Source organism: Pseudomonas kribbensis, from assembly GCF_003352185.1.
Classification (GTDB): domain Bacteria; phylum Pseudomonadota; class Gammaproteobacteria; order Pseudomonadales; family Pseudomonadaceae; genus Aquipseudomonas; species Aquipseudomonas kribbensis.
Map to the genome: position 1 here is coordinate 581,662 of NZ_CP029608.1, position 25,786 is coordinate 607,447.

The 25,786-nt window shown below is 61.9% G+C and carries 22 protein-coding genes and 1 riboswitch; of the genes, 14 read left to right on the forward strand and 8 right to left on the reverse strand.

Annotation, left to right across the window (positions count from 1 at the left end; all coding sequences use genetic code 11):
• Positions 1-6 precede the first annotated feature (6 nt).
• The 3 genes from DLD99_RS02680 to DLD99_RS02690 are packed head-to-tail and all read left to right on the forward strand — an operon-like array spanning position 7 to position 3,502.
• On the forward strand, positions 7-1,452 hold the full coding sequence (locus DLD99_RS02680; protein WP_114881179.1) for a PIG-L family deacetylase: 1,446 nt from the start codon (positions 7-9) through the stop codon (positions 1,450-1,452).
• Complete coding sequence (locus tag DLD99_RS02685) at positions 1,449-2,603, forward strand: glycosyltransferase family 4 protein (RefSeq protein WP_114881180.1); 1,155 nt, start codon at positions 1,449-1,451, stop codon at positions 2,601-2,603. Before DLD99_RS02680 ends, DLD99_RS02685 begins: the two co-directional genes overlap by 4 nt.
• 14 nt (positions 2,604-2,617) lie before the next feature.
• Complete coding sequence (locus DLD99_RS02690; protein WP_114886561.1) at positions 2,618-3,502, forward strand: glycosyltransferase; 885 nt, start codon at positions 2,618-2,620, stop codon at positions 3,500-3,502.
• 190 nt (positions 3,503-3,692) lie between these two features.
• On the opposite strand, the gene DLD99_RS02700 is transcribed toward DLD99_RS02690, so the two are convergent.
• Positions 3,693-4,913, reverse strand: a complete 1,221-nt coding sequence (locus DLD99_RS02700; protein WP_114881181.1) for an acyltransferase family protein — start codon at positions 4,911-4,913, stop codon at positions 3,693-3,695.
• A 2-nt stretch (positions 4,914-4,915) separates the two neighbouring features.
• On the reverse strand, positions 4,916-6,781 hold the full coding sequence (locus tag DLD99_RS02705; protein WP_114881182.1) for a bifunctional O-antigen ligase/aminoglycoside phosphotransferase family protein: 1,866 nt from the start codon (positions 6,779-6,781) through the stop codon (positions 4,916-4,918).
• Between the two features lie 154 nt (positions 6,782-6,935).
• On the opposite strand from DLD99_RS02705, the gene msbA reads away from it, so the two are divergent.
• The 4 genes from msbA (at position 6,936) to hldE (ending at position 11,735) form a co-directional block, all read left to right on the forward strand.
• A complete protein-coding gene (gene msbA / locus DLD99_RS02710; protein ID WP_085711122.1) occupies positions 6,936-8,738 on the forward strand; it encodes a lipid A export permease/ATP-binding protein MsbA in 1,803 nt (600 codons plus the stop codon).
• A 164-nt stretch (positions 8,739-8,902) separates the two neighbouring features.
• Positions 8,903-9,607: a sulfotransferase family 2 domain-containing protein gene (locus tag DLD99_RS02715; RefSeq protein WP_114881183.1), complete on the forward strand. Its 705-nt coding sequence runs from the start codon at positions 8,903-8,905 to the stop codon at positions 9,605-9,607.
• Positions 9,600-10,208, forward strand: coding sequence for an adenylyl-sulfate kinase (cysC, locus tag DLD99_RS02720; protein WP_114881184.1), 609 nt, complete (start codon positions 9,600-9,602; stop codon positions 10,206-10,208). The genes DLD99_RS02715 and cysC overlap by 8 nt, the downstream gene beginning before the upstream one ends.
• A gap of 102 nt (positions 10,209-10,310) precedes the next feature.
• Entirely contained in the window at positions 10,311-11,735 is a 1,425-nt protein-coding gene (gene hldE, locus DLD99_RS02725; protein ID WP_085711125.1) for a bifunctional D-glycero-beta-D-manno-heptose-7-phosphate kinase/D-glycero-beta-D-manno-heptose 1-phosphate adenylyltransferase HldE, read from the forward strand.
• A gap of 66 nt (positions 11,736-11,801) precedes the next feature.
• On the opposite strand, the gene DLD99_RS02730 is transcribed toward hldE, so the two are convergent.
• The 4 genes from DLD99_RS02730 to DLD99_RS02745 all read right to left on the reverse strand — a co-directional run bounded on the left by DLD99_RS02730 (position 11,802) and on the right by DLD99_RS02745 (position 15,247).
• On the reverse strand, positions 11,802-12,770 hold the full coding sequence (locus tag DLD99_RS02730) for a metal ABC transporter ATPase (RefSeq protein WP_114881185.1): 969 nt from the start codon (positions 12,768-12,770) through the stop codon (positions 11,802-11,804).
• A 31-nt stretch (positions 12,771-12,801) separates the two neighbouring features.
• Positions 12,802-13,614 (reverse strand): aldo/keto reductase, encoded by an 813-nt coding sequence (locus DLD99_RS02735; RefSeq protein WP_114881186.1) that lies wholly within the window; start codon positions 13,612-13,614, stop codon positions 12,802-12,804.
• Positions 13,611-14,786 carry an NAD(P)/FAD-dependent oxidoreductase gene (locus tag DLD99_RS02740; protein ID WP_114881187.1) on the reverse strand — a complete coding sequence of 392 codons (1,176 nt, stop codon included), beginning with the start codon at positions 14,784-14,786 and terminating at the stop codon, positions 13,611-13,613. The genes DLD99_RS02735 and DLD99_RS02740 overlap by 4 nt, the downstream gene beginning before the upstream one ends.
• A gap of 128 nt (positions 14,787-14,914) precedes the next feature.
• Positions 14,915-15,247: a DMT family transporter gene (locus DLD99_RS02745; RefSeq protein WP_085608473.1), complete on the reverse strand. Its 333-nt coding sequence runs from the start codon at positions 15,245-15,247 to the stop codon at positions 14,915-14,917.
• A gap of 102 nt (positions 15,248-15,349) precedes the next feature.
• Here DLD99_RS02745 and DLD99_RS02750 point away from each other — a divergent pair, with 102 nt between their 5' ends.
• Complete coding sequence (locus DLD99_RS02750) at positions 15,350-16,252, forward strand: LysR family transcriptional regulator (RefSeq protein WP_114881188.1); 903 nt, start codon at positions 15,350-15,352, stop codon at positions 16,250-16,252.
• 11 nt (positions 16,253-16,263) lie between these two features.
• Positions 16,264-17,544 (forward strand): lipid IV(A) 3-deoxy-D-manno-octulosonic acid transferase, encoded by a 1,281-nt coding sequence (gene waaA / locus DLD99_RS02755; protein WP_114881189.1) that lies wholly within the window; start codon positions 16,264-16,266, stop codon positions 17,542-17,544.
• A 31-nt stretch (positions 17,545-17,575) separates the two neighbouring features.
• On the opposite strand, the gene DLD99_RS02760 is transcribed toward waaA, so the two are convergent.
• Positions 17,576-19,009: a TolC family outer membrane protein gene (locus DLD99_RS02760; RefSeq protein ID WP_114881190.1), complete on the reverse strand. Its 1,434-nt coding sequence runs from the start codon at positions 19,007-19,009 to the stop codon at positions 17,576-17,578.
• Positions 19,010-19,215: 206 nt separating this feature from the next.
• Positions 19,216-19,321: riboswitch (TPP riboswitch) on the forward strand.
• Positions 19,322-19,467: 146 nt separating this feature from the next.
• Between DLD99_RS02760 and thiC the strand changes: the two genes are divergently transcribed.
• Together thiC and cytX are read left to right on the forward strand one after the other, a co-directional pair.
• Positions 19,468-21,357: a phosphomethylpyrimidine synthase ThiC gene (gene thiC / locus DLD99_RS02765; RefSeq protein WP_114881191.1), complete on the forward strand. Its 1,890-nt coding sequence runs from the start codon at positions 19,468-19,470 to the stop codon at positions 21,355-21,357.
• Positions 21,358-21,506: 149 nt separating this feature from the next.
• Positions 21,507-22,799, forward strand: a complete 1,293-nt coding sequence (gene cytX / locus DLD99_RS02775) for a putative hydroxymethylpyrimidine transporter CytX (RefSeq protein WP_114881193.1) — start codon at positions 21,507-21,509, stop codon at positions 22,797-22,799.
• Here cytX and DLD99_RS02780 read toward each other — a convergent pair.
• Positions 22,768-23,514 carry an RsiV family protein gene (locus DLD99_RS02780; protein ID WP_114881194.1) on the reverse strand — a complete coding sequence of 249 codons (747 nt, stop codon included), beginning with the start codon at positions 23,512-23,514 and terminating at the stop codon, positions 22,768-22,770. The two genes, cytX and DLD99_RS02780, sit on opposite strands and share 32 nt — an antisense overlap.
• Before the next feature lie 230 nt (positions 23,515-23,744).
• Here DLD99_RS02780 and DLD99_RS02785 point away from each other — a divergent pair, with 230 nt between their 5' ends.
• The 3 genes from DLD99_RS02785 (at position 23,745) to cpdA (ending at position 25,737) form a co-directional block, all read left to right on the forward strand.
• Complete coding sequence (locus DLD99_RS02785) at positions 23,745-24,362, forward strand: NUDIX domain-containing protein (RefSeq protein WP_114881195.1); 618 nt, start codon at positions 23,745-23,747, stop codon at positions 24,360-24,362.
• Positions 24,353-24,805, forward strand: a complete 453-nt coding sequence (locus DLD99_RS02790; RefSeq protein WP_085711136.1) for a DUF1249 domain-containing protein — start codon at positions 24,353-24,355, stop codon at positions 24,803-24,805. The genes DLD99_RS02785 and DLD99_RS02790 overlap by 10 nt, the downstream gene beginning before the upstream one ends.
• A 116-nt stretch (positions 24,806-24,921) precedes the next feature.
• A complete protein-coding gene (gene cpdA / locus DLD99_RS02795; RefSeq protein ID WP_114881196.1) occupies positions 24,922-25,737 on the forward strand; it encodes a 3',5'-cyclic-AMP phosphodiesterase in 816 nt (271 codons plus the stop codon).
• The last annotated feature ends 49 nt before the right edge of the window (positions 25,738-25,786 follow it).

Genomic DNA, 25,786 nt, shown 5'->3' on the forward strand with positions numbered 1-25,786 from the left:
CAGCCCATGAGCCGCAAACAGCAATTGCTCAAGCGTCACCGGCGCAATAAACGGATCAGCCTGTTGATTGCACTGATCGTGTTGATCGCCCTCGGCGTGCTGGTGGCCTGGTGGTTGCCGCTGGTGCTGGCGGTGATTGGCTGGATCGCTCACGAAGCGTGGTTCGCCGACCACTTGTTCTATTCGCCGAAAGACGATTACCAGTACAGCTTTCCGCCGTTCACACCGCAGCCCAAAGTGCATTTGCACGGTGAGCAATTGCGCCTCGACGAGGGCGTGATGCTGGTGGACGACGCCACGCTGATCCTCGCCTTGCGGGTTAAAAGCACCTGGCTGGGACGCTTCTTTGATCCGCGCGTCGAGTTGGCGGGTGGATCGAACCCGGATGCCCAGACCTTCGAACGAGGCGTCAACGGCCTGCGTTATCTGAACCTCAGCGGTCAGGCGCAGACCCTGTCGCAAGGCCTGTTGCGCCTGCGCGGACGTTTCTGCCGGGTGACCGGCGAGCCGGTGCTATGGGCGCTGGAACAACCGGATTACCGCCGTCAGCGGGTGATGGTGATCGCGCCGCACGCCGATGATGCCGAGTTGGCCGCTTACGGTTTGTACAGTCAGGCCGACGAGACCTGGATCGTGACCCTGACCGCCGGCGAGATCGAAGCCGAACACTATCAGCAAATGGGCCTGAACAAGGTCGAGGCGGCGCGACTCAAGGGCCGCTTGCGGGCCTGGGACAGCCTCGCCGTGCCGCGCTGGGCCGGTGTGCCGCAGGAACACTGCGTGCAGCTCGGGTATTTTTGCCTGCAACTGGCGGCGATGCAGGCTGCGCCGAATCAACCGGTGGGTTCGCGAGAAGCTGATCTGAGCGACACGCGAATTTTTCGTCAGTTGAATCCGTTTGCCTTGCCCGGCGATGCCGACGGCGCGCCGACCTGGAACAATCTGCTGGCCGATCTGCGTGACGTCTTGTCCCGTGCGCGTCCGGATGTGATCGTGCTGCCGCATCCGACGCTGGATCCGCATCCCGATCATATCTGCGCCCAGGAAGCCGTGCTGGAAGCCTTGCGCGGTCTTGACTGGCAACCGACCCTGCTCGGCTACGCCAACCACTTGCACGACAACGATCGCTGGCCGATGGGCGACAGCGGGCAGGGCATCGCCTTGCCGCCGACGTTCGATGCGACTCTGGCGATGCAGCCGCTGTGCCTGCCGCTGTCGGTCGAGTTGCAACGGGACAAGGCCATGGCACTGGGCATGATGCATGACCTGCAACCGCCGACGCCGTTCAAGAGGCGCCTGCGCCGGTTGTTTCAGCGACTGCTGGCCGGTCGGGCGCCGTCGGTCTATGGCGAAAACGAATTTTTCCGCAAAGCGGTCAGGCGCCAGGAGCTGTTCTGGGTGCTGAAGCAAAGCGAAACAGGCGCGACGGGATCGCACCGGGGAGAGTCATGAGTCAACGCGCAAAGGTGCTGCAGCTGCAACCCGACTACAACGTCAAATCCCATGATTTCGCCGACCTCGCCGAACAGATCGTCAAGGCGCTGCCGACGGATCGTTATGAGGTGACGGCGGCTTTTCTGCGTGGCAAGCCCGGGCCGGGTGAAGCTGTCAGTCGGGCCGACCGTTCGGTGTATTTCGAGTTTTCCGACAAGTCCCTCAAAGGCATGCGCCTGCGGGCGATGTGGCAGTTGTTCAAGTTCTGCCGCCGGGAAAAGTTCGATGTGGTGATCTGCAACCGCTTCAAGCCGGTGAACATGATGCTGACCCTCAACCGCTGGTTGAAAGTGCCGTTGTGCATCGGTATTTCCCACGGTTTCGGCGAGTACGACCGCTTCTACCGTCGTCGTCAGACCCAACGCCTGATCGACCGCCACTGGCGTTTCGTCGGCGTGTCGCCGGCGGTCAAACAGTACCTGCTGGACTGCGATTGCGGTTTTACCGATCAGAATACGTACGCGATCACCAACGCCATCGACATCGAACAGGCCGAAGGCTTGCAGCACAGCCGCGAGCGTGCCCGCGAACTGCTGGGCATCGACCCGAATGTGCGCCTGATCGGTGCGCTGGGGCGGCTGGTGTCGGTCAAGGGCCACACTTATCTGTTGCAGGCATTCGCCCAACTGAAAGACAAATACCCGAACACCCAACTGGCAATCATCGGTGCCGGACGCCTGCAAGCGCCACTGGCGGCCGAGATCGAACAGCTTGGTCTGGGTGGCCGTGCCCACCTGCTGGGGTTCAAGGAAAACGCCCTGCAATACGTGCGTGCGTTCGATATCTGGACCATGCCGTCGCTGGCCGAAGGCCTGGGCCTGGCTCTGCTGGAAGGCATGAGCGGGCACTTGCCGGTGATCGCCTCGAACGTACCGGCCATGTTGCCGCTGATCGAAGGCGCCGGTGGTCTGGCGATCACACCCAAGGATGTGTCGAGCCTGGTCGCGGCGCTGGACACCTACCTCGGGCTTTCGGATGACGAACTCAAGGCCAAGGGTGAACAGGCCTATCGTTATTTGCAGGAACAGCACGACATCGAGGTCTTCCGTCAGGAATACCTGACCCTGATCGACTCCGGCCTGGCGCAGGCCCGCAAGGAGCAGCCATGAGTGAGGTCACCGCCCTGAGCGATGCACAACCCATCGTCACCGTGATCATCGCGTCCTATAACCACGGACCGTACATCGAGGAAAGCATTCTCAGCGTCATCAACCAGAGCTACAAGAACATCGAGCTGCTGGTGGTCGACGACGGCTCGAAGGATGACAGTGCCGAGCGCATCAAGGCCTTGCAGGAACAGCACGGCTTCGATTTCCGGGTGCAGCAGAATCAGGGCCTGACCAACACGCTCAACGGCGCGATTGCGCGGGCCAAAGGCAGCCTGATCGTACCGTTCGGCTCCGACGACATCATGTACCCGGACCGCATCGCCACCCAGGTCGCGTACATGGACGGCAAACCGGAAGTCGGCATCTGTGCCGGCAACATCGAATTGATGGACGCCGACGGCAATCTCTACCCGGAAAAGCGTCAGCGCCGGGATGTGCCGTTCCGTCGTCTGGACTTCGATGACATGTTCCTGGAGCGCAAGCCGTATCCGCCGGCGCCGACCTTGATGATCCGCCGCGAGGCACTGGACAAGGTGGGCGGGTTCGATCCGACGATTCGTCTCGAGGATCTGTACATCGAGCTGAAAGTCACCCGCGCCGGTTACTTCATCGATGGCCTGAACGTGGTGATGGCGCGCTATCGCAAGCACGCCACCAACTCCTACAAGAACCACCGTTTCATGATCGAAAACATCCTGCGCACCTACGCGCTGTTCAGCGATCACCCGCTGTACGACGAGGTGCGCTACAAGTCACTCAATTCGATGTTCCTGAAAACCGCCAACCGCGACCGCAAACTGGCGCGGGAGCTGCTGGCGCAGATTCCGTTCAAGGCCTGGAACAAGAAAACCTGGCGCGGTCTGGGCCGGTTGCTGTTTTCGCCGCTGGAAAAGGACTGAGCCGCGGGCTGGCTTCAGCGCTGGCGTGAGCGGCGCGCCAAAACGGGCGATTCGCAGGATGCCGAAGATCGAACGCGGTGCTGCACGGCTCGTGCCGGCTTATCCTGACTACGCCTTTGGCCGGCGCAGTTATGGTCTGCCGATCGTTCATGGCTGGAAAGAAGGCTCGACGCTGAGACAGGGGCCCTGCTCAGCGTTCCCGGGCGGCTTCATCGGCCAGTTTTCTCGGACGCTGCTTCTGGCGTAACCAGTTCACAAATGTCTTTCCGGCTTCGATTCCAGGCTTCTCGATGTACAGGAATGTCAGGCTGGCAATGATGATCAGCAGGCAACTGCAGACGACCATCAACAGCAGATAGAGGACCGGGCTCTGTGGATTGAAGGACATCAGGTGTGGCAGCTGCTGCACCATGATCCAGAGCACATAACCGTGCAGCAGATAAGTGCTGTAGCTGATCTCTCCCAGCCAGCGGACACTGCGCAGGCGCAGAGCCCCCCAAAGCGGATTTCCCGAAGCCACTATGACGAAGAATGTGCTCAGCAGCAGAAGCGGCAACAAACTGAAGGCGCGTTTGAACAGTGTCATCGCCAGAGTCAGTGCCAGCAGGGCAACCGCTGTGGCTACGTGGGTCCGGCCCCATGCCACCAGATGGGGGCGTCGTACCCAATAGGCCGCCGCGATGCCGCCAAGAAAGCTCGCCAGAAAATGCTTCTTCAGCGAATGCTCCCAACCGACGACCTGGTACAGGATGTAGATCCCGATCAGGCACAGCACGACTTGCAGCCAGTGCCCGCGGTAGATGAAGACCAGTCCCAGCAGTGGCAGTGCCAGATAGAAGAACACCTCATAAGCCAGTGTCCAGGTCACGTTGGAGATCAACATGCCACTCTGGTGGTACTGATTGATATCCGGCCGTTCGAATGTCAGCCAGTCAAAAACCTGCCCGGCCAGTTGTGCGGGAGAGTCTTTCAGTTCCCAGTCCTGCCGGTTGAACACGGTGACAAACACAATCAGCATCAGTGGCAGGTAAAGGGGATAAAGCCGAAATACCCGTGATACCGCAAATGCCAGCCAGTCGTGCTGGCGCCCCTGCTTGAGCAGGCGGCTCCAGAACAGAAACCCGGTGATCATGAAAAACAATGCGACGCTGGCCTGGCCCAACTGCGAGTAGAAGTTGCTCGGCGGAAAGTCGATCACGCCAGTGTGCAGGTAGAACCAGGTGATGAGGGCGTGATGTATGAATACGCCAAAGGCCAGATAACCGCGCAAACCGTCGATGGTGCTGTAGCGGCTTTCACCGTTGTGCTGCAAGTGCAGAGCGGCCTTGGGAACCAGACGCAGGAACATTGCCGAAGTCGCGATAGCGAGCAGGTACGCTACTGCGGCGAAGCCAGGGTTGGTATCCATCATGGTCAGTGGGCCCGGGCAGGGCGGCCTCCCTGTTGCACTTGCCTGTGCAGATTATCGACAGCTGCCCGTGAGGCCGTCGTCGAATAACCCTGGAGCAGGGCATCGAAGTGGTCCTCGAACAGCCAGCGCTTGTCTTCCGTGTAACGCTGCATGTGACGCAGGTTGCGTTGGCGCAATGAAAGGCTCAATGGGGACGGGTAGATGCGCAGGTCGGCCAGGTCAATCAATCCGAACTCACCGTCCTCCAGCACCAGAACGTTGCCCAGGTGCAGCGAGCGGAAATACACGCCCTGCTCATGCAGGCGGGCCATGAATTTGCCGAAACGCTCGACCAGGGCCTGCCGCACGGCCGGCGCGGTGATGCCCTGAAGTACCTGGCGCAAGGTGTGGCCCGGCAGTGGAGCGTAGTGCACTGCGCTGCTGCCATCGTCGAGGCGGTACAGGTTCAGCACCTGTGGGGTCGGGATGCCCATCCGGCGCAATTGTTCGCTATTGATGGCGAAGCGTTCGGAGTAAGGGTTGAAGTTGCCCGAGGTGTACCAGCGACGGCGGCGGAACAGCTTGAGGAAGCTGCCATCGGTCAGGCGCAGCACTTTGGGGCCGAGGCCGTCTTCTTCGATCACCTGTGCATCGGCCGCCAATGGCTGCAGGCCGGTGGCCGACAGTTTCTGTACCGGAACGGTCAGCAGGCGGCGGGCTCGCTGGTTGATGCTCAGTGCCGCAATCAGCGCCAGAGGAATCCACAGCAGGAACCAGTGTTCCTTGGGGCGTGAAATGATGCCACCGCCTTCGGTCAACCCGGCGCCGATGCCGAATACCAGCCAGGTGGAAGCAATGATCAGCAACGGCTGAACCCGCTGGCGCCAGCTGCTCAGCAAGCCCCACGCCTGGAAAAACAGCCATGGCAACAAGCCGAGGATTCCGACGTAGTAAAGAACGCCCAGGAAAAAGCTGTGGGGTTCCTGAAAGTTGTAGCCGACGCCCGGATCGATCGCCAGATCGGCGTTAAAGCCATGACCGATCCACGGGTGCTCGGCAATCTTTTGCAGGGCGATCTGCCAGATTTCGAAACGGTACGAGTCGCCACGCTCGGTGATCATCTTCGAAAACAGGCAGAACACACTGATGCCTACGGTGGCCAGGGCTCCCAGCATTACCAGAGAGCGACGGTTCCAGCAGATGAAGCTCAGCCACAGCGCAGCCATGGTCAGTGCGACCAGTGGCGTTCTTGAGCCGGTGGCGATGACTGCTGCAAACATGACCAGCATCGCCGGCAGGCTGAGCCAGAGCAGGCGGCCATGCCTGCACGACATGCTGACGCTCATCCAGTAGGCACAGAAGAAGCCGAACAGGTGGGAACTGAGCAAGGGATTGTCGAATGCGCCACCGCCAACCAGTCGCGCGCCAGGCTCGTAATGATGGGCGAACCGGACCAGGAAACAGGTGGTGGCGATCAGTGCGACCATGGCCGCGACAAATAACATCGGCGCAAGAATGTCGCTGCGATACCGCACAAGCAGGTAACAGCCGACGAACAGCAGCAAGGTATGCAACGGCGGCTTGAACATGCCACTGAACGACTCGCCGTCGACGGGCCCCCAGCTCAGACTGAGCATCGCCCAGGCGACAAACACCAGCAAAGCAACGATCATCGGTTCGCGCACCAGTTCCCTGAACCCCTGGGGGCGAAGGCACAGGGCAATCAGCGCCGGAATGCTGAACAGACCGTAAAACAGTTTGTGGTGCAGGCTGCGGCCTGGCAGGAAGAACAGCGCGCACAGGAGCAGGAAGTAGCCGACGGGAAGAATCCACAGGCTGATGAGATCGAAGACTCGACTGGACGTACTGCTGAAGCCGCGAAGTTGCATGCTGTGAGATTCAATCCTGAAGTTGATCGGCCATTTGGTTGATGGCTATTTGATGCTGAAAAAGACGCATAACAATACCAGCCTTTGCCTGATTGCCAGAACCCTTAAGAAGCTGTGCTAAAGTCAGCGTCCTTTTTATCGACTTTCGCGTGATATGACCGACTCCAGTCCCGCCGCAAGCCCTTCGAGCTTGAAAATCTACTTCCGCCTGCTCGGCTACGTCCGGCCGTATATCAGTCTGTTCCTGATCAGCATCGTCGGTTTTCTGATTTTCGCATCGACCCAGCCGATGCTCGGTTACATTCTCAAGTATTTCGTCGACGGTCTGTCCAATCCCGAGGCAGTGCTATTTCCCACCGTGCCTTACCTGCGCGACCTGCAGCTTCTGCAGGCCGTACCGCTGCTGATCATCCTGATCGCTGCGTGGCAGGGCCTGGGCTCCTATCTGGGCAACTATTTCCTGGCCAAGGTCTCCCTGGGCCTGGTGCACGATCTGCGGGTGCAGCTGTTCAACAACCTGCTGGTGCTGCCGAACCGTTACTTCGACAAGCATAACTCCGGTCATCTGATTTCACGCATCACCTTTAACGTCACCATGGTCACGGGGGCGGCAACAGATGCGATCAAGGTCGTAATCCGTGAAGGCATGACAGTCATCTTCCTGTTCGCTTCGCTGCTGTTCATGAACTGGAAACTGACACTGGTGATGGTTGCGATCCTGCCGTTGATCGCCGTGATGGTGCGCACCGCCAGCAAGAAATTCCGCAAGCAGAGCAAGAAAATCCAGCTGGCCATGGGCGACGTGACCCATGTGGCGTCGGAAACCATCCAGGGCTATCGCGTCGTACGCAGCTTCGGCGGCGAAGCCTATGAAGAGAAACGCTTCCTCAATGCCAGCCAGAGCAATACCGACAAACAACTGCGCATGACCCGCACCGGCGCCATCTACACGCCGATGCTGCAACTGGTGATCTACACCGCCATGGCCGTGCTGATGTTCCTGGTGCTGTTCCTGCGTGGAGATGCCTCGGCGGGCGACATGGTGGCCTACATCACCCTGGCTGGCCTGCTGCCCAAGCCGATTCGCCAGTTGTCCGAAGTCAGTTCGACCATCCAGAAAGGTGTGGCGGGTGCCGAAAGCATTTTCGAGCAACTCGATGTCGAGCCGGAAGTCGATACCGGTACGATCGAACGCGATTCGGTCACCGGTCGTCTGGACGTGCGCAACCTGAGCTTCACCTACCCTGGCACCGAGCGTCAGGTGCTCGACAACATCAGCTTCTCGGTCGAACCGGGGCAGATGGTGGCGCTGGTGGGGCGCTCCGGCAGTGGCAAATCGACGCTGGCCAATCTGATCCCGCGCTTCTACCACCACGACAAGGGCGAAATCCTGATCGACGGTGTGGAAATCGAGCAGTACAAACTGTTGAACCTGCGCCGTCACATCGCCCAGGTCACCCAGCACGTCACATTGTTCAGCGACACAGTGGCCAACAACATTGCCTACGGCGATCTGGCCGGTGCGCCCCGGGAAGATATCGAAAAAGCTGCGCGTGATGCCTATGCCATGGACTTCATCGCGCAACTGCCCGAAGGCCTCGATACCCAGGTCGGCGAGAACGGCGTGCTGCTGTCCGGTGGCCAGCGTCAGCGCCTGGCGATTGCCCGTGCCTTGCTCAAGAATGCGCCAGTACTGATTCTCGACGAGGCCACCTCGGCCCTCGACACCGAATCCGAGCGCCACATCCAGGCAGCACTGGACCAGGTGATGAAGGGCCGCACCACGCTGGTGATTGCCCACCGTCTGTCGACCATCGAGAAGGCTGACCTGATTCTGGTAATGGACCAGGGGCGGATCGTCGAGCGTGGCACTCATGGCGAACTGCTGGCGCAGAACGGCTACTACGCGCGTCTGAACGCCATGGGCCTCGATGCCCCGGCCGAAGATATCGCCTGAGGCGGCCGTGAAATCACCGGGCGCGCCATGCGTCCGGTGATTTGTATCAAAAAACTTACTCTTCTTGACCAAACCTGCATAAAACCCGACACCGCGCTTGCTAAGGTTCCCTGACGAACTCTGACTTCCATCGAAGGGGCCATCCCCGTCGCGCGGGTACTTTCATGTTGCAACGCTATCTGTGGAAACTGCTGCCCAAGCCGCAGCGGGCTTTTCTGCTGGGGCGTCTGTCGGTGGTCGATCGACAGGCGGTGAACAAGTCCATGTCGGCCAACCTGCGCTTTCCCGAAGCTTTCGAGCAACGTTCCTGTCTGTTCATTCACGTCCCCAAATGCGCCGGCAGCAGTGTGTGCGAGTCGATGTTCGACGGCTGGCGTCCCGGTCACTTGCCGTTGTACTGGTATGAAGAACAGTTTCCCGCGCAGTACGCTGCGGCATTCAAATTCACCTTCGTGCGCGATCCGCTGGAGCGCGCCTACTCCGCCTATGCTTTCCTGCATGGCAACGAACTGGGCGGGCGCGATCAGGCCGCGCAGCAACTGGTCAGGCACTACCGCGACTTTGACGACTTCGTTGCACGCTGGCTACATGCCGACACAATCGGGCGACAATTGCACTTTGCCGCGCAAACCGACTTTCTCACTGATTCACTGGGGCGCCTCGCCCTGGACTTTGTCGGCTATCAGGAGCATCTGGAGCGGGATTTTCGCCTCGTGTGCGAGCGCCTGGGTCTGACCAGCCAGTTGCAACACATCAACAGCTCCCGGCAGCGACACCCGCAACCGGCCCGTGACTTTTGTACGCAACGCACCCGACGCCTGGTGCGGCGAGTCTATGCACGTGATTACGAGATGCTCGGTTATGAGTGAGGCACTGTCAGTATCTCCGCCACCGGCGATCCGTCCCTATGAGCTGTCTCTTCCCGCCGAGGCGCGCGCCGCGCAGAAGACGCAGCACCCCCGTTGCCTGTGGCTGACCGGACTGTCCGGTGCCGGAAAATCGACCCTGGCCAATGCGCTGGAGCTGCACCTGCATCAATTCGGGCTGCACACGTTCCTGCTCGATGGCGACAATCTGCGCAGTGGCCTCTGTCGTGATCTGGGCATGAGTGACGCCTGCCGGCGCGAGAACATCCGGCGCACCGCCGAAGTGGCGCGATTGATGGTGGACGCCGGGTTGATCGTGATCGTGGCTGCCATTTCACCGTTTCGTGCCGAGCGGGATACGGCACGCCGGCTGTTTGCCGAAGGTGATTTCATTGAAGTGCATGTCAGCACCTCGCTGGAAGTCTGCGCCCGGCGCGATCCGAAGGGGTTGTACCGGGCGGCGCGAGAAGGGCGGATCAAGGACTTCACCGGGATCGACAGCCCGTACGAGGCGCCGCTGGCGGCCGAGTGCCGGATCGATACGGACGAGGTCGGGCTGGTCGATGCCTGCCATCGACTGGCGTCGTTCCTGTGCAAAAAATGAGCAAAAAAGCCTGTCGTTTCATCCTGTTGCAGCCGCCGCACAAGCCTTCGCCAACCCTGTGTTAATATCGCGCCCCTGTTCATTTTGTATGTGGGTTGCTCCATGAAGTTGTCCATGCCGCGATTCGATCAAGCCCCTGTCTTGGTGGTCGGCGATGTCATGCTCGACCGTTACTGGCATGGTGGTACCTCACGGATTTCCCCTGAGGCGCCGGTTCCGGTTGTAAAGGTCGAGCAAATCGAAGACCGCCCGGGCGGTGCCGCCAACGTTGCCTTGAACATTGCCGCGCTGGGTGCGCCGGCGTCGCTGGTCGGTGTGACCGGTGACGACGAGGCTGCCGACAGCCTGAGCAACAGCCTCAAGGGTGCGGGCGTGCGCGCCTTGTTCCAGCGTATCGCGCACCAGCCGACCATCGTCAAGCTGCGGGTCATGAGCCGGCACCAGCAATTGCTGCGTATCGACTTCGAAGAACCGTTCGCCACTGACGCCCTGGCCCTTGCTTCCCAGGTCGACGACCTGCTGGAAGGCATCAAGGTGCTGGTGCTGTCCGACTACGGCAAAGGCGCCCTGAAAAACCATCAGGCACTGATCCAGGCCGCCCGGGCCAAAGGCATTCCGGTGCTGGCCGACCCGAAGGGCAAGGATTTCTCGATCTACCGTGGCGCGAGCCTGATCACCCCGAACCTCAGCGAGTTCGAAGCCATCGTCGGCGGTTGCGCCGATGAGCACGAACTGGTGAGCAAGGGGGCGAAACTGATGCACGACCTCGAGCTCGGCGCACTGCTGGTGACTCGCGGCGAGCACGGCATGACCCTGCTGCGTCCGGATCATCCGGCGCTGCACCTGCCGGCCCGGGCCCGTGAAGTGTTCGACGTGACCGGTGCCGGCGACACGGTGATTTCCACCCTGGCGGCCGCGATTGCCGCTGGCGAAGAGCTGCCGCACGCGGTGGCGCTGGCCAACCTGGCGGCCGGCATCGTGGTCGGCAAACTGGGTACGGCGGCGATCAGCGCCCCGGAACTGCGTCGCGCCATTCAGCGCGAAGAAGGTTCGGAACGCGGTGTGCTGGGTCTGGAGCAACTGATTCTGGCGGTTGCCGATGCCCGGGCGCACAACGAGAAGATCGTGTTCACCAACGGCTGCTTCGACATTCTCCACGCCGGGCACGTGACCTACCTCGAGCAGGCTCGGGCCCAGGGTGATCGCCTGATCGTCGCGATCAACGACGACGCTTCGGTCAGCCGCCTGAAAGGCCCGGGCCGACCGATCAACAGTGTCGACCGGCGCATGGCGGTTCTCGCCGGGCTGGGCGCGGTGGATTGGGTCATCAGCTTCCCTGAAGGCACCCCGGAAAACCTGCTGCGCGAGGTCAAGCCGGACGTGCTGGTGAAGGGCGGCGACTATGGCATCGACCAGGTTGTCGGCGCCGATATCGTCAAGGCCTACGGCGGCACCGTGAAGGTGTTGGGGCTGGTGGAAAACAGCTCGACCACGGCGATTGTGGAAAAAATCCGCAAGTCCGAGTGATGCAAACATGAAGACCGCACCTGCGATGACTCTCTGGAGTCACTCGCAGGCGCGGTCTTTTGCCGTTCAGGAGTTCACTTTCTTGCGCGGCACGATCTTCTTCAGCAGTTGCTTGGCCTTGCCCCGCAGTCGCGCCAGCCCCGTGTCCTTGGGTGGCGGCGTCAGGCCTTGCTGGCGCAGCCAGTCCTTCCAGCGAATCCGCTCATCGCGCACCAGCCAGCCGTCCTGCCGGGCGAAGCTTTCCGCCAGATACAGGCCTCGGGTGCCTGCCGGGGACAACTGACCTTTCTTCAGCGTATACAGCTCGGGCAGCGGTTCGCCGTCCTGCAACGGCATCAAGTACAGATCGGGCCGTTTGCGGTCGAGCCGGGCCACCAGTTGATCGCCTTCCAGCCGCTCATCGACATGAAACAGGCTGAGGTTCTTGGCTTCTTTCGGTACGTCCAGTCGCAAGTCGTAGATCAATTGCAGCGACGCGGTCGGCAAGTGCACGTAAGCCCGTGGCCGTTCGAGCAATTGCAGATTGGCGCAGCGTACCGGTCGGGCCGAACCGGACAGCGGCGTCAGGCGAAAGGGCAGGGCCTCGCGATAATGCAGCGCCGACGCGTACGGCGCCGGCAGCCAGGTGTCGTTGAAGCGCCCGCCGAGCCAGCCTTCCGGGGTTTCCAGCAGGCATTCTTCGGCGATCTCCTGGATCGCGGTGTGCAACGGGATATTCAATTCGTGCGCCGGCACGTAGCCGGAAATCAGCTTGAGCACGACATCGCCGCGATCCTGCCGCCGCTGGCGCACCAGCACCCAGTAATCGCGATTCTGCCAGTGCAGGGTCAGGCGCACCGAGACGCCGAGGTTGGCCAGCTCCAGCGCAAAGCGCTCGGCATCGGCCACGCTGACCGGTTTGCGCCGCTGCAGGGTCTGGGCGAAATTCAGCGGCATGCCGACGCTCTGATACGTCAGGCCTTCGGGCGTCGCTTCGACGAACAGTGGCAGCGTCTTGAAGTTGCTCGGGTTCTTTCTGATGAGCGTACGCGGCATGTCGGCTCCTGCTTAAGGCCGCGGGGCGGCGTCAGTGACCACGAAGGACCTGGGCAACGGTCGCAACGTTATGGGCGAGGTGCAGCGGATTGATTGTCCCGACGATGGCACTGGCCACGCCGGGCTGGGCGAACAGCAACTCGAAGCTGGCGCGTACCGGATCCACGCCGGGACTCAGGCACACGTGACCGCTGGCCAGGGCCTTCTTCACCAGAATGGCTTTGCCGTGGGCAGCAGCATAGTCAATGACCGCCTTCTCGTTTTGTTCGTTCAGATTGTAGGTGACCATCGCGCAGTCGCCTTGCTCCAGCGCTTTGAGGCCGCCGTCGACGGTTTTGCCGGAAAAGCCGTAGCCGCGAATCTTGCCCTCGGCCTTCAGCGCCGCGAGGGTTGCGTAGACTTCGCTGTCGTTGAGGATGGCCAGGTCATTGCCGTCGGAGTGCACCAGCACCAGGTCGATAAAATCCGTTTCCAGACGTTGCAGGCTGCGTTCTACCGACATTCGCGTGTGGGCGGCGCTGAAATCGTGGGTCGACTGGCCGTCGACAAATTCTTCACCGACCTTGCTGACGATCACCCAATCCTTGCGCTCACCCCGCAGCAACGGGCCGAGGCGTTCCTCGCTGCGGCCATAGGCCGGCGCGGTGTCGATCAGGTTGATGCCAAGCTCCCGCGCCTGCTTGAGCAGCATGCGTGCGGCGTCGTCGTCAGGGATCTGGAAGCCGTTGGGATATTTCACGCCTTGGTCGCGGCCGAGTTTGACGGTGCCCAGGCCCAGCGGCGAAACCAGCAGGCCGGTGCTGCCCAGTGGGCGATGCAGATCGTGCAGGGTCGGCAGGCTCATGGCAGCAGTTGTTCCCAGGCCGGAACGCCCATCGGTGGTTTCGGCAATTCCGGCAGCGGAGCAGGGTGGCTCGGCTGGATGCCGTCGCGCTCCAGTGAGGCGATCACCCGGTCAGCGAAGTCCGGTGCCAGAGCGAGTTTGGTTGGCCAGCCGACCAGCAGGCGACCTTCTTCGGCGAGGAACGCATTGTCCGGGCGGGTCAGGCCGGTTTGCAGCGGTTCGGCGCGATCGACCCGCAGGGTCGCCCATTGCACGTTGCTCAGGTCGATCCACGGCAGCAACTGTGCGATTTCCTTTTGCGCAGTGGCGATCTGTTCGGCCGGCTCACGGGCCACGCCTTCGGACTCGGCAATGTCACCGCCCATGTACCAGACCCACTGGCCGTCGGCGGCCGGGTGGGTGGTCACGGTGATGCGCGGTTTTGTGCCGCCACCCAGGCAATGGGCGTACAGCGGCTTCAGGCCCGGGCCCTTGGCGATGATCATGTGCAGCGGCCGGCGTTGCATGGCCGGCTGCGTCAGACCGAGAGCTTCCAGCAGCGCCGCAGTACCTGCACCGGCGCTGAGGACGATGCGCTGGGCACGAATCTCGCGGCCGTCGACCCTCAGGCCGACCAGCACGCCGCTTTCCAGCAGCGGCTCGATGTTCTGGCCGGACAGCAAGCCATCACCGGCGAGGTCGGCAAGACGCTGGATCACGCTCGGTACGTCGACCACCAGTTCGGCGAGACGGTAGACCTTGCCCTTGAAGCGTTTGTCTTGCAGGGCCGGCGGCAACTGGTCGCCCTTGACCTGATCGACCCGGCCGCGCACCGCTTTGCTGGCGAAGAAACTGGTGAGGTTGCCGGCCAGGGTGCCCGGCGACCACAGGTAATGGGCTTCGGACAGCAAACGCACGCCGCTCAGATCCAGTTCGCCGTCGCCGGCCAGGGCTTCACGCCAGCGGCGCGGCATGTCGGCGATGGCTTCCGAGGCACCGGTCAGTGCGCCGTGCAGCGCGTACTTGGCGCCGCCGTGGATGATGCCTTGGGATTTCACGCTCTGTCCGCCACCGAGGCTGGCGCTTTCCACCAGCACGGTCGAGAAACCCTGGCGGCGCAGGCGCGCGTTCAGCCAGAGACCGGCGACACCCGCGCCGACAATCAGCACGTCGGTGGAAATTGGAGATGGCATGCAACGACCTCAGTGTTCAAGACGAGGGCGCAGTATACAGACTCGGGGAAAAGGGGATTTGTCGATGATCAACAGAGGGCAGGCATGAGCCCTGCAGGTGCGAGTGCCTGAAAGGGCTCATGTCAGAATCAATGGCCGGCGGTTTTGGAGAACAGCTGAATCACCACCACACCGAGCACGATCAGCGCCATCCCGAGCATCGCCGGCACGTCCAGCTTCTGCCCATAGATGAACAGCGCCGCAACGCTGACCATCACGATGCCCATGCCGGCCCACACCGCGTAGGCCACACCCACCGGCACGCTGCGCACCACCAGGGTCAGCATCCAGAACGCGATGGCGTAGCCGACGATGACCAGCACCAGCGGCAAAGGCGTGCTGAAGCCTTTGACGGCTTTCATCGAAACGGTAGCGATCACTTCGGCGCAAATGGCGATGGCCAGATAGACGTAAGCGTTCATGTTCAAATCCTCGTGTGAAGCGTTGCTTTCTGAGGCGGCATTCTAGTGAGTACCCGGATGGGGTAAAGTCATTACCTATCTGTTTAAAAGATGGGTTGGCCGATGAGCATGCAGTGGAATCTGGATCAGTTGCGGGTGTTCGTGGCAGTCGCCGAACAGCGTTCGTTTTCCGCCGTGGCGCGCCAGCAGCGCAAGGCGCAATCGGCGATCAGCAGCGCGATTGCCATGCTGGAGGACGACCTCGGTGTCAGTCTGTTCGAGCGTAGCAGCGGTCGCCAGCCGAGTCTTACCGAAGCAGGCGACGCCTTGCTCGAAGAGGCGCGGGAAGTGTTGCGTCAGTGCGAGCGCCTGAACGGCCGGGCCATGGCTATGGTGCGTGGCCAGGAAGCGCAACTGCGCGTGGCTCAGGATGAGGCGATGCCCTATCAGGCGCTGGTGGAAAGCTTCGGTGCGCTGGCCGAGCAGTTTCCGAGTCTTGAAGTACAACTGACCAGCGCCGCCCAGGGCGAGGTTTCGCGCAAACTGGTGGAGCGCCGGGCCGATCTCGGGCTGTTGTTCTATCACGATGAAATCCCCGAAGCGCTGGAGCGCCGGGTGCTGGGCAGTGTGGAAATGGTCACGGTCTGTGGCGTCAATCATCCGCTGGCGGCGCAATCCCGGGTCAATTGCCAGCAACTGGCGCAACATCGGCAACTGCTGATGTCGACCCAGACCAGCGTCTACCCCGGCAGTGAACCGGCCAGCCCACAGGTGTGGCGCGCCGACAGTTTCTACGTCATGGCCGAATGGCTGGTGCGCGACCTCGGCTGGGCCTGGCTGCCGCGTCATGTGGTGCAGTACTCGGCCTATCAGGGCCTGATGGTGGAACTCGACAGCGAATGGACGCCGCCGGCGCTCGTGGTGGAGCTGGTCTGGCGCCGTGACGAACCGCTGGGGCCGGCGGCGCGCTGGCTGGCGGAGCGATTTGCCATACACCTGCGGGCGATCGGCGGCAAAAGCCGATAAACTCCGCCGCCATGAATAGAACTCTCTACACCGCGCTGTTTTACCTGGGGCTGCCATTGGTGGCGATTCGGCTATGGCTGCGTTCGCGCAAGGCGCCGGCGTATGCCAAACGGATTGGCGAACGATTCTCCTACGGCATGCCGACATTGCAACCCGGTGGCATCTGGGTTCACGCCGTGTCGGTGGGCGAAAGCATCGCGGCCGCGCCGATGATTCGCGCGCTGCTGCAACGTTATCCGACGCTTCCGATCACCGTGACCTGCATGACGCCGACCGGTTCGGAACGCATTCACGCGCTGTTCGACAACGAGCCGCGCATCCAGCATTGCTACCTGCCTTACGATTTGCCCTGCGCGGCGGCGCGTTTTCTCGATCGTGTGCAGCCGAAGCTTGCCGTGATCATGGAAACCGAGCTCTGGCCGAACCACATTCATCAATGTGCCAAACGCGGGATTCCGGTGGCGCTGGCCAACGGTCGATTGTCCGAGCGTTCGGCCAAGGGTTATGGCCGGTTCAGCAAACTGACCGCGCCGATGCTGGCCGAGATGAGCCTGTTCGCCGTGCAGACCGAAGCCGAAGCCCAGCGCTTCCGCGATTTGGGCGCACGCCCGGAGACGGTCGAAGTCACCGGCTCGATCAAGTTCGACCTGACCATCGACCCGCAACTGCTGCAACGCGCCGCTGAACTGCGCGGCCAATGGCAGGCGCAGGAGCGCCCGGTGTGGATCGCCGCCAGCACCCATGAAGGCGAAGACGAGGTGGTGCTCAATGCCCATCGCCGTTTGCTGGCCAACCATCCCGATGCGCTGCTGATTCTGGTGCCGCGTCATCCGGAGCGTTTCAACTCGGTGTTCGAACTGTGCCAGCGCGAAGGGTTTGCCACGGTGCGTCGTTCGACCGGCGCCAACGTCGATGCCGCAACCTCGGTGCTGCTCGGCGACACCATGGGCGAGTTGCTGTTCCTCTATGCCTTGGCCGACAGCGCGTTCGTCGGCGGCAGCCTGGTGCCCAACGGCGGCCACAACCTGCTGGAGCCGGCTGCCTTGGCGAAGCCGGTGATCAGCGGCCCGCACCTGTTCAACTTCCTCGACATCGCCGCGCAACTGCGCAGCGCCGGTGCCTTGGCCGAGGTGGATGACGCCGAAGGTCTGGCTACGGAAGTGCAGCGGCTGTTCGAATTGCCCCGCGATGCACAGCGCATGGCCGAAGCCGGATTGGGCGTGATGCGCCGCAATCAGGGCGCGCTGCAGCGATTGCTCGATGGCCTGGGACGGTTGATCGACCGCCCATAAAAAAACGCAGCCTCAGGGCTGCGTTTTTTGTTTAAGGCCGGGCCTTGAGCTGTTCTTCGGCGGCCTTGGCCAGATCCGGCGGCAGGAAGTCCTTGTCCGGGTTGTAGTCGGCTTTCAAATAACGGGTCAGGTCCTGCAGGTCACCCGGGTTCAACGTCCCCGCCGCCTGCTTCAGGCGCAGGTTGTCGAGGATGTAGTCGTAGCGGGTGTTGTTGTAGTTGCGCACCGAGGTGTAGAGCTGACGCTGGGCGTCGAGCACGTCGACGATGTTGCGCGTCCCCACCTGATAACCGATTTCCGTGGCTTCTACCGCGCTCTGGTTGGAGATGATCGACTGGCGGCGCGCCTGCACCTGTTCGACGTCGGTGTTCACCGCGCGGTGCAGGTTGCGGGTGTTTTCCACGATCTGCCGGCGCAGGCTTTCGCGCTGCTGCTCGCTCTGATCCAGTTGCGCGTAAGACTGGCGCACCTGGGAGCTGGTCAGCCCGCCGCTGTAGATCGGGATGTTCAGTTGCAGGCCCACGGTGCTCTGCTCGACGTTACCGTGATAAGGCGTGCCGAAGGCGCTCGGGTTGGAGAAACCGAGAGCGTCGTTATCGCCTTTTTCGTATTTGGCCACGGCGTCGAGGGTCGGCAGGTGACCGGCCTTGCGCTGTTTCAAGGTCTGTTCGGCGGAGCTCACCGCATAGTTGCTGGCCAGCAGATTGAGGTTCTGTTTGGCGGCGGTGTCGACCCAGGCCTTGGCGTCGTTCGGCGCCGGCGGCAGGATCGGCAGGGTGTGGACAATGCCCTGAATCGAGTTGTACTGACGGTTGGTCAGGGTGATCAGCGCTTCGAACGCATCATCGACCTGACGCTGGGCAACGATCCGGTTGGCCCGGGCGGTGTCGTAACTGGCTTGCGACTGCAGCACGTCGGTCTTGTCCGACAGGCCCACGTCGAAGCGCTCGTTGGACTGGTCGAGCTGGCGCTTGAACGCGGCTTCTTCAGCCTTGGTCGAGGCCAGGTTGTCCTGGCTGCGCAGGACGTTGAAATAGCTTTCGGCCGATTGCAGGATCAGGTTCTGCTCGGTGGCCGACAGTTGCAGTGCGGCCTGCTCGTTGACGTCCTTGGCGGCCTGGTACTGGAACCAGCGATCGGCGCGGAACAGCGGCTGCGCCAGGGTCGCCTGATAGGAATGCGCGCTGCGGTTGGCGATGGCCGAAGGCTGGTCGATCGAGGTGCGCACGCTGGCGGTTTCGGCGCCGCCGGAGAGGTTCGGCAGCAGCCCGGCGCGGGCCTGGGGCACCACTTCTTTCTGGGCGCCGTACTGGGCGCGGGCGGCGGCCAGATCGGCGTTGTTGTCGACCGCTTCCTGATAGACGCTGACCAGATCGGTCCTGGTCGACAAGGGCGCTTCTGCTGCCCAGACCATTGCGTTGGACGCACAAGACACGGCAACAGCCAGTGAGAGTTTGCGCAGCATGAGGCGATCCCTAGCATGAATATTATGGAAATAATCCGGGCGCCAAAGGTAAGGCGCGGGCCGCATAGCGTCAAGGCGCAGCAGGGCAAGGCGAGTGTAGTAGCGCATTGAAGCGCTCACAATCCTGTCGGCCGCCGCAATTGCGCCATTCATCATGGTGTTTGCAGCGGTGTTGGCGTTCTTTGCCGGTTGTGTCTAGACTGGCCGGGTTCTTGTCGGGGTGCCTTGCTATGAGGCTGAGATCGAATAATTTCGGATCCCGTTGAACCTGATCAGGTTAGCGCCTGCGTAGGGAACAAGATTTCTCGTCACCCGGCGAGTCCTCTTGTGCTTCGTCCGGGAAATTGTTCGACAATCGAACGCTCGACGACGATGCACAGCACCAGTCCTGGTGCGTCCGTGCCTTTCAGGTTCTGCTCCGACAATCCACTGCCTGGATGCTGTCTGGAGAGCCCGTGATGACTACAAAATCTAAAAACGCGATCAACCTGAGTGACTCGGCCAAGGTCGACGAGCAGTCGGTTCAACCGTTCACCCGTTCGCAAAAAGTCTACGTTCAGGGCTCCCGCCCGGACATCCGCGTGCCGATGCGCGAAATCACCCTCGATGTGACCCCGACCGACTTCGGCGGCGAAATCAACGCACCGGTCACCGTCTACGACACCTCCGGCCCGTACACCGATCCGAAAGTGGTGATCGACGTGCGCAAAGGCCTGGGCGATGTGCGTTCGGCGTGGATCGACGACCGTGGCGACACCGAGCGCCTGCCAGGCCTGAGTTCGAATTTCGGCCGGGAACGCCTGGCCGATCCGGAGCTGACCAAGCTGCGTTTTGCCCACGTCAATAACCCGCGCCGCGCCAAGGCCGGGGCCAACGTCAGCCAGATGCACTACGCGCGCAAAGGCATCATCACCGCCGAGATGGAATACGTCGCCATCCGCGAAAACATGAAGCTGCAAGAGGCCCGTGCCGCCGGCCTGCTGAACCAGCAACACGCCGGCCACAGCTTCGGCGCGAGCATCCCGAAAGAAATCACCCCTGAATTCGTCCGTGAAGAAATCGCCCGTGGCCGCGCGATCATTCCGGCCAACATCAACCACGTCGAACTGGAACCGATGATCATCGGCCGTAACTTCCTGGTGAAGATCAACGGCAACATCGGCAACAGTGCACTGGGTTCGTCCATCGAAGAAGAAGTGGCGAAACTGACCTGGGGCATTCGCTGGGGTTCGGACACGGTCATGGACTTGTCCACCGGCAAACACATCCACGAAACCCGCGAGTGGATCATTCGTAACTCGCCGGTTCCGATCGGCACCGTGCCGATCTATCAGGCACTGGAAAAAGTGAACGGCGTGGCCGAGGACCTGACCTGGGAGCTGTTCCGCGACACGCTGATCGAGCAAGCGGAGCAGGGCGTCGACTACTTCACCATCCACGCCGGCGTGCTGTTGCGCTATGTGCCGCTGACCGCCAAGCGCGTGACCGGCATCGTCTCCCGTGGCGGTTCGATCATGGCCAAGTGGTGCCTGGCGCACCACAAAGAGAACTTCCTCTACACCCACTTCGACGAAATCTGCGAAATCATGAAGGCCTACGACGTCAGCTTCTCGCTGGGCGATGGCCTGCGTCCGGGCTCGATTGCCGACGCCAACGACGAAGCGCAATTCGGCGAACTGGAGACCCTCGGCGAGCTGACCAAGATCGCCTGGAAACACGACGTGCAATGCATGATCGAAGGCCCGGGCCACGTGCCGATGCAGTTGATCAAGGAGAACATGGACAAGCAGCTGGAGTGCTGCGACGAGGCACCGTTCTACACCCTCGGCCCGCTGACCACCGACATCGCACCGGGCTACGACCACATCACCTCCGGCATCGGTGCGGCGATGATCGGCTGGTTCGGTTGCGCGATGCTTTGCTACGTGACGCCGAAGGAACACCTCGGCCTGCCGAACAAGGATGACGTGAAGACCGGGATCATCACCTACAAGATCGCCGCCCACGCAGCGGACCTGGCCAAGGGACATCCGGGCGCGCAGATCCGCGACAACGCCTTGAGCAAGGCGCGGTTCGAATTCCGTTGGGAAGACCAGTTCAACCTCGGTCTGGACCCGGACACCGCTCGTTCGTATCACGATGAAACCCTGCCGAAGGATTCGGCGAAGGTCGCGCATTTCTGTTCGATGTGCGGGCCGAAATTCTGCTCGATGAAGATCACTCAGGAAGTCCGCGAATACGCGGCCAACCAGCGGATCGACGCGGTCGACGTGGACGTCGCCCAGGGCCTGGCGGAACAGGCCGAGCGGTTCAAGAAGGAAGGCAGTCAGCTGTACAAGAAGGTTTGATCTGACCTGAAAGGGTGGGGCCTGTGCAGGCCCCATCGCCAGCAGGCTGGCTCCCACACCGGATTTGTGAACGCCACAAGTCCCCTGTGGGAGCCAGCCTGCTGGCGATTGATCGACACAACAACAAATGTCCCTCTGAGATAACACCCTTGAGCATTCAACCCGGTACTTATTCCCCCGACCTCGCCGTGCCCGCCGACAAGCGTGTGTTCGGCGGTCGCGATCTGTTTTCCCTGTGGTTTTCCCTCGGCATCGGCCTGATGGTCTTGCAGACCGGTGCACTGCTCGCGCCGGGGCTGGGCCTGTCGGGATCGATGCTGGCGATCTTCCTTGGCACCCTGGTTGGAGTCCTGTTGCTGGCGGCGGTCGGCGTGATCGGCAGCGACACCGGCCTGTCGTCGATGGCCGCGCTGAAACTCAGCCTCGGCAGCAAAGGCGCGAGCCTGCCGGCGCTGCTCAACCTGCTGCAACTGATCGGTTGGGGCTCGTTCGAAATCATCGTCATGCGTGATGCCGCCAGCCTGCTGGGTACCCGTGCGTTCAGCGAAGGTTCGTTGTGGGCCAGCCCGATGTTGTGGACGCTGTGCTTCGGTGCGTTGGCAACCTTGCTCGCCGTCAGCGGGCCGCTGACGTTCGTGCGCAAGATCCTGCGCAAATGGGGCATCTGGCTGATTCTGGCCGCGTGCATCTGGCTGACCTGGAACCTGTTCGTCAAGGCTGACCTCGCCGCCTTGTGGGCAAAGGCCGGGGATGGTTCGATGCCGCTCGCCGTGGGCTTCGACATTGCCATCGCGATGCCGCTGTCATGGCTGCCGCTGATTGCCGACTACTCGCGTTTCGGCAAGAAGGCGAAGAATGTGTTCGGTGGCACGGCCATCGGTTTCTTCATCGGCAACTTCTGGCTGATGAGCCTGGGCGTCGCCTACACCCTGGCCTTTGCGCCGAGCGGTGAAGTCAACGCGCTGCTGCTGGCACTGGCCGGTGCCGGTCTGGGGATTCCGCTGTTGCTGATTCTGCTGGACGAGTCGGAAAACGCCTTTGCCGACATTCACTCGGCGGCGGTGTCCAGCGGGATTCTGCTACGTCTGAAAGTCGAGCATCTGGCCTTGGCCATCGGTGTGATCTGCACCCTGATCGCACTGCTGGCGCCCCTGGCGCAGTACCAGAATTTCCTGCTGCTGATCGGCTCGGTATTTGCGCCGCTGTTCGGCGTGGTGCTGGTGGATCACTTCATCCTGCGCAAGCGCAGTGGCCAGGTGGCTTCGGCCGCGTTGCGCTGGCCGGCGCTGTTGGCCTGGCTGGGCGGCATCAGCACCTATCACCTGCTGGCCAACCTGTATCCGGATGTCGGCGCAACCCTGCCAGCGCTGGTCCTGGCAGGGCTGCTGCAACTCGTGCTGGGCCGGGCCTTCAGTTACGGCCGGGAAACAGCTCGGGCTTGATGATGCCGTTCAGGCGCGGGTAAGGGATCTTCAGTTCGACGTGGCCCAGCGCGTAAGGCGCGATGGTGCTCACGTCGTACTTGAGGATCACGCCGCCGTAGGTCAGGGCCACGTGCGGGGTTTTGACGAACGGCCAGTTCTTCACGTACTCCGCTTCCTGATCGAGCTTGGTGCTGATCAGCCAGCTGTTATGCGCGACCTGCGCAGCCTTCCAGAACGCTTCTTCCTGACCCGGCACCAGCATGTCCGACAGGCTCAGCACCTTGTGCTGCTGGCGCGAATAGTTGATGAAACCGCGGCCCGGCGTGCCATGGGCGCCGCCGGTATCCAGGTAGCTCGACACTTCGACAATCACCAGACCGTCATGCTGCTCGCGTACTTTCGCCTGCAAATAGCTGCTGTTGCGCGGGCCGGCCGTGCGCAGGAACTGCTCGCGATAGGCCGCCAGGGTCGGCGCCACCGGTGCGTTCGGCTCGGTGCGGGTGAATTGCAGCAGGCGTTTTTCGATGATGCCGTCCAGCGCAGGCTCGGCCGGGAAGTGCAGCGTGTCGATGTTCACCAGCGGGCAGTCCGGGTTGGAACAACCGGGTTTCAGGGTTTCCGAGGCGTCGCGGGTGGTTTCCAGCGGCGTGCGGTAGTTGGGCTGGAACAGGCTGGCACAGGCGCCCAAGGTTAGGGCGATGGCCGCCACGGAGGCGATTTTGAAAAGCGACATGGGCGTCCTTTCTGAAACAGGGGAAGGCAAAAAGTTACCGCTTCGACTCTCTACGAAGCGGTCAGTTCGCCACTAAGCTAATTAGAGTGGGTTTCGCCTCCACCGTCCATCCCGCTGACGGTAAAGGGGCTGCATCAAACATCGCGGGCGCGTTAGGATGGCGCGAAGTCGAGGTTGCCCGTCACAAAAAACGCAGCCTCGTATTGGAATTGCAGTAAACGAGGATGCCCATGACCGATCTTGCCAAAGCCACTCCCGCCGCCATCGATATCGTGCGGCGCGAACAATGCTACAAGGGCTTCTACAAGCTCGACCGTGTGCATTTGCGCCACGAACTGTTCGCCGGCGGCATGAGCCGCGAGATCAATCGTGAAGTGTTCGTGCGACACGACGCCGTGTGCCTGCTGCCCTACGATCCGCAGCGCGATGAAGTGGTGCTGATCGAGCAGTTTCGCGTCGGTGCCATGGGCAAGACTGCCAACCCGTGGCTGGTGGAACTGGTCGCCGGTCTGATCGACAAGGAAGAAGTGCCGGAAGAAGTTGCTCGCCGCGAAGCGCAGGAGGAAGCTGGACTCGACATCAAGGCGTTGTGGCCGATGATGCAATATTTCCCGTCGCCGGGGGGCAGCAACGAGTTCGTGCATCTGTTTCTGGGGCGTTGCAGCACCGAAGGCGTCGGCGGCCTGCACGGGCTGGAGGAAGAAGCAGAAGATATCCGCGTCACGGTCTGGGCATTCGAGGATGCGCTGCAGGCCGTACGCGACGGCCGGATTGCCAATGCGGCGAGCATCATCGCCTTGCAGTGGCTGACGCTCAATCGCGCCGAAGTGAGGGGGTTATGGTCGTAAACAAACTGCGCGATCGCTATCGTGTCGACCTCGTGGGCCTGCAAGCCGCCTGCGAGGCCAACTACGCGCGCCTGATGCGACTGCTGCCGGACATGCGCCGCGAACCTGAGGCGCGGCGCATCGCCGTGACCCAGGGCGACCAGATGCTCGGCGTGCTGGCCATCGAAGTGTTGCAGACCTGCCCGTACACCACGACCCTGCAAGTGCGTCAGGAACACAGCCTGCCGTGGCTGCCGGTACCGCAGCTGGAGGTGCAGGTCTATCACGACGCGCGCATGGCCGAGGTCATCAGCGCCGAACATGCGCGGCGCTTTCGCGGCGTCTATCCTTACCCCAATGCGGCCATGCATCAGCCGGACGAAAAGGCCCAGCTCAATCTGTTCCTCGGAGAGTGGCTGAGTCATTGCCTGGCCTGCGGTCACGAGTACGCCGCCGTTCGATAGCTTCTATTACAGCGGCAAGTTGTGAACTGTGTCCGGTTCGGCGGTTTCTTCCCGGGGCCTTCCCCCAGCATAATTGCGAACCTTTCCGACCCGGCGTCCAGCCCTGGGAGAACGCCTTGCCGAGCGTATCGACTCTGACCACTGCCGATGCGGCGTTGCTGGTGCAACTGTCCGACAGTCATCTGTTCGCCGAGGCGGACGGCGCGCTGCTGGGCATGAAAACTCGTGAGAGCCTGCAAAAGGTCATCGAGCTGGTGCTCGAACAACAGCCGCAAATCGACCTGATGATTGCCACGGGCGACCTGTCCCAGGACGGCACGCTGGAGTCCTACCAGCAGTTTCGTCAGCTGACCGCGCAGATCGATGCACCCGCCCGCTGGATCCCCGGCAACCACGACGAACCGCAGATCATGCAAATGGCCGCTGTGCAAAGTGCGCTGCTGGAGTCGGTAGTGGATGTCGGCAACTGGCGTGTGACCCTGCTCGATTCGGCGGTGCCGGGCTCGGTGCCGGGGTATTTGCAGGATGACCAGTTGCAATTGCTCGCCCGTGCCCTGAGCGAAGCGCCGGAGCGGCATCATCTGGTGTGCTTCCATCATCACCCGGTGTCGATCGATTGTGCCTGGATGGAGCCGATCGGCTTGCGCAATCCCGAAGCGTTTTTCGAGGTGCTCGACCGTTTCCCCCAGGCCCGGGCCGTGTTGTGGGGGCATGTGCATCAAGAGATCGACCGCGAGCGCAATGGCGTGCGGCTGATCGCCTCGCCGTCGACCTGCATTCAGTTCGAGCCGCGCAGTGTCGACTTCAAGGTCGGCGAGCAGGCGCCGGGCTATCGCTGGTTGCGCTTGCTGCCGGACGGGCGGATCGAGACCGGCGTGGAGCGTGTCACCGATTTCCGGTTCACGGTGGATTACGGCTCCAACGGTTACTGATTCCGGGGCGCAGCGCTGATTTCCTCGGGTGCTGGCCCAACGACCCTCG